Genomic DNA, 3,540 nt, shown 5'->3' with positions numbered 1-3,540 from the left:
AGTTGCGCGCGTAGGCCGGCAGCACCGGCGACACCACCCCGTAGCCGAGCGCGATCATGGCGTTCGCCGAGATCAGCACCCAGATTTCCCGTGGCAGTCGCGAACGGGGAATAAGATTCACCCGTCGATCTTACCGATAACCTCAGTCACCACCTTCCCGCCAGCGTTATCTCGCCTGGCCGCCGGCTGTGCTCGGGCAGTGCCTGGCCGGTGGCTGTGAACCGGACCGGCAGATCGTCGTCGGTAAAGTCGGGCTTGGACCGGCATGGAGGAGCGCACATGACGAACTACCGCAGCATCGATGACCCGCCGGCGAGTGAGCTTGTCGGCCACGATCAATCGGGCGAACCCGATGCCGGGCAGACACCGCCGGCGGCGCTTCGCTTGTGGCATCGGCGCGCCGTCTTCGGTCCGTTCGCGGTGTCCGGTGCGGTCAGTGTGATCGCCGGCGGGTTGCTCGCCGCGGCCATCGCCGCACCCGCACCCACCAGGCACGGCGTCTGGGCGGTCGCCTACCTCGTTCTCGTGCTGGGTGTCGGCCAGATCATTCTCGGCGCCGGCCAGGCGCTGCTGGCTCCGACGCCGCCCACCGAACGGGTGGTCACGGTAACAGCGGTTGCGTTCAACGCAGCCAACATCGCGGTGCTGATCGGCATCGTCGCCGATCACGTCATCGTGTTCGACGCGGGTTCGACGCTGCTGCTGGTGGCCTTGGTGTTGTTTCTGCGCGGGGTCCGCCGCGGCACCCGGCGCGGCTGGCCGCTGTATGCGTACCGGTTGTTCGTCGCGGTGCTGGTGTTGAGCATCCCGATCGGAGTGCTGGTGACAACCGCGAGTTCTCCGTAGCCGGCGATGGTCTCGCCGGTAGGTCTACGGCGCCACCGCGAGCGCGATCGGAGCAGCGCCCGACGAGAATTCCTCGCCCTCACCGTCGTCGGGCAGCTTGGCCACGGTGAGCAGTATCGCCGAGTCCTCCAACGCCTGCAGGCTGGAGCGAGCGTCCGGCATCTTCAACAGATCGCCGGACCGGGCAATCCAGGACGAGCCGTCGGCCATCAGCCGAACCCGTCCGCGTATCACATACACCGTGGCCTCCCCCGGGCTGTTGTGCTCGCCCAGTTCGGTGCCGGCGATCATGCCCACCACGGTCTGGCGCAGTACCTTTTCACTGCCGCCGACGACGGTGTCGGCTGCGGTCTGGTGTCCGTGTTGGCAAGCGGCCAGTTTGAGTTGTTGGTGTGCCAGGGCCTCGACGCAGATTCGTTGCATGGCTACCAGTATGCTCCGCGACCACGAAAGATTCAGCGGATCATCGGGATCGCCGACCCAACCGATACGCCGACAGCACCGGCGAATGACAATTGCAACAGACCCGTTGTGCTGCTTGGCAGGCTGACGCGGTAGCTGCTCAGTGCTTGGTCAGCAACTTCGGCTTCGCCAACAACTTCGCCAACACCGCGGCCTGGCTGCCGTCCAGGTCGCGGGTGGCGGTCACCAGCGTCACCGTCTTGCCCCGAGTCAACTCGCGCAGTTCTTCGAACGCGGTGCTGCCCTCCGGTGTACACAACTCGTCTTCGTAGCGGGCGACGAACTCGTCGAAACGTTCCGGTTTGTGGCTGTACCAACTGCGCAGATCTTTAGACGGTGCGGCGTCCTTGAACCACCGGCCCACCCGTGGATCATCCTTGCGGAATCCGCGCGGCCAAACCCGGTCCACGCAAATTCGCTCACCCTCGTCGGGATTGGGCTCGTCGTAAACCCGAGCTATACGAATTTTGGTTTTTGTCGCCATATAGCAGCCTAACGCTGATTACCGGCCTCAGCCACGACATCCACTGGCCGCCGGTCGTGTCCCCGAGCGGTGGTTACGTGGATGGGTCGCCGCCGAGGCCCGACTGATCGGCGAGGTTGCCCCCAGTTCCGCCGAGGGCCGAAATCGGGGTTGGGCAATCCGCTGATTTCGGTCGCCCACGTGGATGCAGCTTCGCCCGCGAACACGCTGCCGTACGAGTCTTCGGATCGGCGGATGAAATGGGCACGCTTCACGAGCTTGGACTGAGCAAGGATGCATCTCAGCTTGCATTCCGGTGTGTAATTATCTGCATCAGCGATGCTACGATTACCGCATGCGCACGACTGTCGACTTGGACGATGACACCGCGAAGGCGGTGGAACAGTTGCGGCGCGGCCGCGGTATCGGCACCAGCGAAGCGGTCAACCACCTCATCCGGCAAGGCCTCCTCCCCCGCGCCGCCGGCAGACCGTTCACGCAGAAGACCGCCAAACTCGGTATTCGCGTGGATGTCTCGAACGTGGCCCAAGCGCTCGAGGACCTCGACGGCATCGAGGCGCGTTGAGATGTTGGTCGACGCCAACATCTTGCTTTACGCCGTCGATGAGACCAGCTCGTTCCACCCGCCGGCACGCAGGTGGCTGGAGGACGCCCTCAACGGGGACCGTCGGGTCGGTATTCCGTGGAGTTCCGTGGCGGCGTTCATCCGGATCGCGACTCACCCGCGGGCGCTGCGGTCGCCCTTGGCCCCGGCGGAGGCGTGGGCTTTCGTCGAGGATTGGCTGGATGCACCAACCACGTGGGTTCCCGCGCCGGGGCGCGGTCACCGGAGCATTTTCGGCCGACTTGTGCGGGACTTGGATTTACGCGGCAACCTGGTCAGCGATGCCGCACTGGCCGCGCTGTGCATCGAACATGGCCTGACGATCGTCAGCGCGGACTCGGATTTCGCCCGATTCGGCGAGGTGCGCTGGCTCAACCCAATCCACACGGCCGAGTGAAGAGCTCATTTTCTGCCCGTGGGGAATCTCCAGTCGATCAGCTGCTGCCCTGGTCCCCGCTGAGGACAAGCACATTTTCGTCCGCGGAGCGCGCCATATCATGCCGATATGACCGCCGCGCGAGACGCGCTCCAATCTGCTCGAGCGCGACGGCGGTGCGCGGGTCGAGGCCCAGCTCCTGAACTCGCTGGCGGACGACACATTCCGGGCGGTCGAACTCACCAACGATGACTATCGACGCACCGCCGAACTGGTGCTGGACTACGAAAACCTGCCGCTGGGTACGACCGATGCGATCGTGCTGGCGGTCTGCGAACGACTCCGGGTTGCGGAAGTCGTGACACTCGATCGCCGCCATTTCACGATCGTTCGCTTCCGTCACGTCGATGCCCTCACGCTGCTCCCCGAATGAGACCCAGGAGATAAAAGAGGGAACTCCGAACGGTGCCTGATAGAAAAATGCCCTGACCTGGCGTTTCAGGTCAGGGCATTTCGTAGGCTGTATGCAGAACCCCCGGGCCAGCGTGCAGTCAGCCTTCCCCGGACCCGCTTGTCCATGCATCTCGTTCCGCTTGTCCATTCACTCTCGTCTGGTTTTACATCCCGGACCGCCATGAGATCGAGAGTTACACGCCGTGCCCAGGGCGGTGTTCCACCACACTTGATAAACATCTGATGTCGGCTATGATGTTCGCATGAGCACCGAGACGTTCACCGAGCTTCTCCGTCATCCCCGCGATGTCGCGG

Annotated in this window: 5 protein-coding genes and 1 pseudogene; 3 read left to right on the top strand and 3 right to left on the bottom strand. The window is 64.1% G+C overall.

The annotated features are described in order from the left end of the window. The first annotated feature begins 279 nt into the window (after positions 1–279). Positions 280–846 carry a hypothetical protein gene (locus AC2VON_RS09875; RefSeq protein WP_486952792.1) on the top strand — a complete coding sequence of 189 codons (567 nt, stop codon included), beginning with the start codon at positions 280–282 and terminating at the stop codon, positions 844–846. Positions 847–942: 96 nt separating this feature from the next. Here the strand turns inward: AC2VON_RS09875 and AC2VON_RS09870 are convergent. Further along, a pseudogene (locus AC2VON_RS09870) lies at positions 943–1,269 on the bottom strand (cupin domain-containing protein); the annotation flags it as partial. A 139-nt stretch (positions 1,270–1,408) separates the two neighbouring features. Then, entirely contained in the window at positions 1,409–1,792 is a 384-nt protein-coding gene (locus AC2VON_RS09865) for a DUF488 domain-containing protein (protein WP_486952791.1), read from the bottom strand. A 334-nt stretch (positions 1,793–2,126) separates the two neighbouring features. On the opposite strand from AC2VON_RS09865, the gene AC2VON_RS09860 reads away from it, so the two are divergent. Further along, a complete protein-coding gene (locus AC2VON_RS09860) occupies positions 2,127–2,357 on the top strand; it encodes a ribbon-helix-helix protein, CopG family (RefSeq protein WP_486952790.1) in 231 nt (76 codons plus the stop codon). Position 2,358: 1 nt separating this feature from the next. Then, positions 2,359–2,793, top strand: a complete 435-nt coding sequence (locus tag AC2VON_RS09855; RefSeq protein ID WP_486952789.1) for a TA system VapC family ribonuclease toxin — start codon at positions 2,359–2,361, stop codon at positions 2,791–2,793. A gap of 37 nt (positions 2,794–2,830) precedes the next feature. Here AC2VON_RS09855 and AC2VON_RS09850 read toward each other — a convergent pair whose 3' ends face one another. After that, on the bottom strand, positions 2,831–3,373 hold the full coding sequence (locus AC2VON_RS09850; protein ID WP_486952788.1) for a hypothetical protein: 543 nt from the start codon (positions 3,371–3,373) through the stop codon (positions 2,831–2,833). Positions 3,374–3,540 lie beyond the last annotated feature (167 nt).

The sequence above is a fragment of the Mycobacterium sp. TH-M82 genome (genome assembly GCF_057473605.1).
This window is presented reverse-complemented; position numbering and strand designations above follow the sequence as displayed.